The 2,367-nt window shown below is 66.3% G+C and carries 2 protein-coding genes and 2 tRNA genes; 2 read left to right on the top strand and 2 right to left on the bottom strand.

The features are described from left to right. Positions 1-100: 100 nt before the first annotated feature. A complete protein-coding gene (locus ACRDU5_RS18175) occupies positions 101-1,234 on the bottom strand; it encodes an acyl-CoA dehydrogenase family protein (protein ID WP_526616098.1) in 1,134 nt (377 codons plus the stop codon). 134 nt (positions 1,235-1,368) lie between these two features. Next, positions 1,369-1,443: transfer RNA gene (locus ACRDU5_RS18170), tRNA-Val, on the bottom strand. Between the two features lie 91 nt (positions 1,444-1,534). Between ACRDU5_RS18170 and ACRDU5_RS18165 the strand changes: the two genes are divergently transcribed. Further along, entirely contained in the window at positions 1,535-2,089 is a 555-nt protein-coding gene (locus tag ACRDU5_RS18165; RefSeq protein ID WP_526616097.1) for a DUF6636 domain-containing protein, read from the top strand. 110 nt (positions 2,090-2,199) lie between these two features. Beyond that, positions 2,200-2,272: transfer RNA gene (locus ACRDU5_RS18160), tRNA-Gly, on the top strand. Positions 2,273-2,367: the final 95 nt, after the last annotated feature.

The raw sequence follows: 2,367 nt of genomic DNA, 5'->3' as shown, positions 1-2,367 counted from the left end.
GTGAGATGCCTGCAACTCGGCGACGGCTCAATGCCCGACACCGACGACGACACCGGTGCGCTGGCCTATGTCGCACGGGCGTATTGAGCCACCGGCGGACTCACAGGCCGAACTGGTCCTCGATGATGCCGAGCCAGATCTGCGCCGCGTCGATGGCCACCTTCTCGCTGATGAACGCGTGCTGGGTGCCGGTGTACATGTCGCGGAACGCGCGCTCGAGGCGGCTGCCCTCGCGGATCGCGGTGGTGCCCGCCGCCAGATGGGCCCACTCGGCACACTCCCGGGCCGTATCGGTGGCGAATACCGCGGCCACCCGCATGTCGGCTCGCAGTCTGGGTGTCAGGTCATTGCCGGCGGCAACAGCGGCCTCGGCCGCCGCGAAGGCGTCGAGCACCAAGAGACGGGCGGCCCGCCACCCCGCAACGTGGTGGGCGAGACCCTTTTGGAAGGTCGGACGGGTGGCCAACGTCGCCATGTCGGCCATCCGCACCTTGGTGGCGGCGAGTTCCTCGACATCGTCGAGCATGCTCTTGGCGACCCCGAGCGCAAACGCCGCGTGACCGGCGGCGGTGACGGGCATCAGACCCATGCGGGTGGCCGCGGAGGTTCCGCGGAACGGCTTGCGCGTGAACAACGGAATGGTTCGGTACTCCGGTACGAACACGTCCTGGGCGTTGTAGTCGTAGGAGCCAGTGCCTTTGAGGCCTTGGACATGCCACCCGTCGGTGAAGGTGACCTCGTCTCGAGGTACGAACGCCACCCGCATTTCGGGAATGCCCTCGCTGATCCAGCGCGGCTGGCCGTCGTCCATCGGCATGAAGCCGGCGGCGATGAACTCGGAGTGTCCGGTGCCGGAACCGAAGCTCCACGCACCACTCACCTGGTAGCCGCTGTCGATGACTGTGCCCTGGCCGTTGGGGAAGTACTGGCCACCGATGGCGATGCGGTTGTCGTACTTGGTGAAAATCTCCGCGAAACCCTCATCGGGAAGATACGTCGCGGCGGCAAATGACGACGGCAGGTTCGCAATCCCGATCCAGCCGAAAGACCCGTCCTGCCAGGCCATTTCGATCCACGTCTCGATCATCTCGTCAAACGACGGTTCCACGCCGCCCGCCTCCGCGGGATTGAACGCAGACATCAGGCCACTGGCCCACATCTCGTCGACTATTGCCGGCGTGAGCGTGCGCTGTCGCTCGGATTCGGCAGCCTCAGACCGCACCAGGTCGCGCATCCCACGAGCTCGATCCACAACGCGATCACGCACACCGGGACCCTAAGCCAACGCCGCAAGTTAGGGCTCGGATTGGGCACTTCGCGCCGATGCGCCGGCATGAGTGCGGATCGTTGGTTTCCCCCGCTGACATCTGGTGGTCCCGGCTGGTTTCGAACCAGCGACCTTCCGCGTGTGAGGCGGACGCTCTCCCACTGAGCTACGAGACCTGGGAACGACGTCGAACGTTAGCACGACGGCACAGGGCGCCCTTGTCCATCTTCCACCAGCTGCGACCGGCCGAGAGTATGGTCACGCATCATGGCCGACCAGCAAAGTCGCGTGCCGCCCGCGCTTGTGATGCTGCCTGTGCTGTTCCTGCTTGCCGGCTGCGGTGGCGATGGCGGGAGCAGTGGCGAGCGTGCTGGGACCGCAGAGACCGTCGTGACCGCCCAGGCCCCCGCAGCGCCGCGCGCCCCGACGCCCGATCGACTCACCTCCGACACGAAATCCGCCCCGGCGGACGAGACGGTGACCGAGCTGCGCGGCTTCACATCGCCAAGCGGCAACGTCGGCTGCTACATCGACCCGTCGAATGTTCGCTGCGACATATCCGAGCGCGACTGGGCCCCGCCGTCGAAGCCCGCCTCCTGCGAATGGGATTACGGACAGGGAATCACGCTGCAGGCCGGCGATGAGGCCGGGTTCGTCTGCGCCGGCGACACCGCACTCGGCGGTGGCGAGTCGCTCGGCAACGGCCGCTCGATCGCCGCCGGAAGCCTGGTCTGCGAGAGCGCCGAGTCGGGAATGACCTGCCGCGATAACCAGACCGGTCACGGCTTCGTCATCTCCCGGGAGGCGTATCAGATCTTCTGATTCCAGGCACGGCGTCGGCGCCTCGCACCGGACCCGCTGGAATTTGTGCGGCTACGCTGAAGTGGACTATCGTCGTCCTTCGCGACGGGCGACGTTCTCGTCCGTGGCACGCGGATGTAGCGCAGTTGGTAGCGCATCACCTTGCCAAGGTGAGGGTCGCGGGTTCGAATCCCGTCATCCGCTCGAGGTGCAGTCGCATCAACCCCAGCGGTGGAGTGGCCGAGTGGTGAGGCAACGGCCTGCAAATCCGTGCACACGGGTTCGATTCCCGTCTCCAC

This window comes from Mycobacterium sp. (assembly GCF_050701515.1).
Classification (GTDB): Bacteria; Actinomycetota; Actinomycetes; order Mycobacteriales; family Mycobacteriaceae; genus Mycobacterium.
Note: the sequence above shows the minus strand (reverse complement) of the source record. Positions and strands in the feature narration are given on the sequence as shown.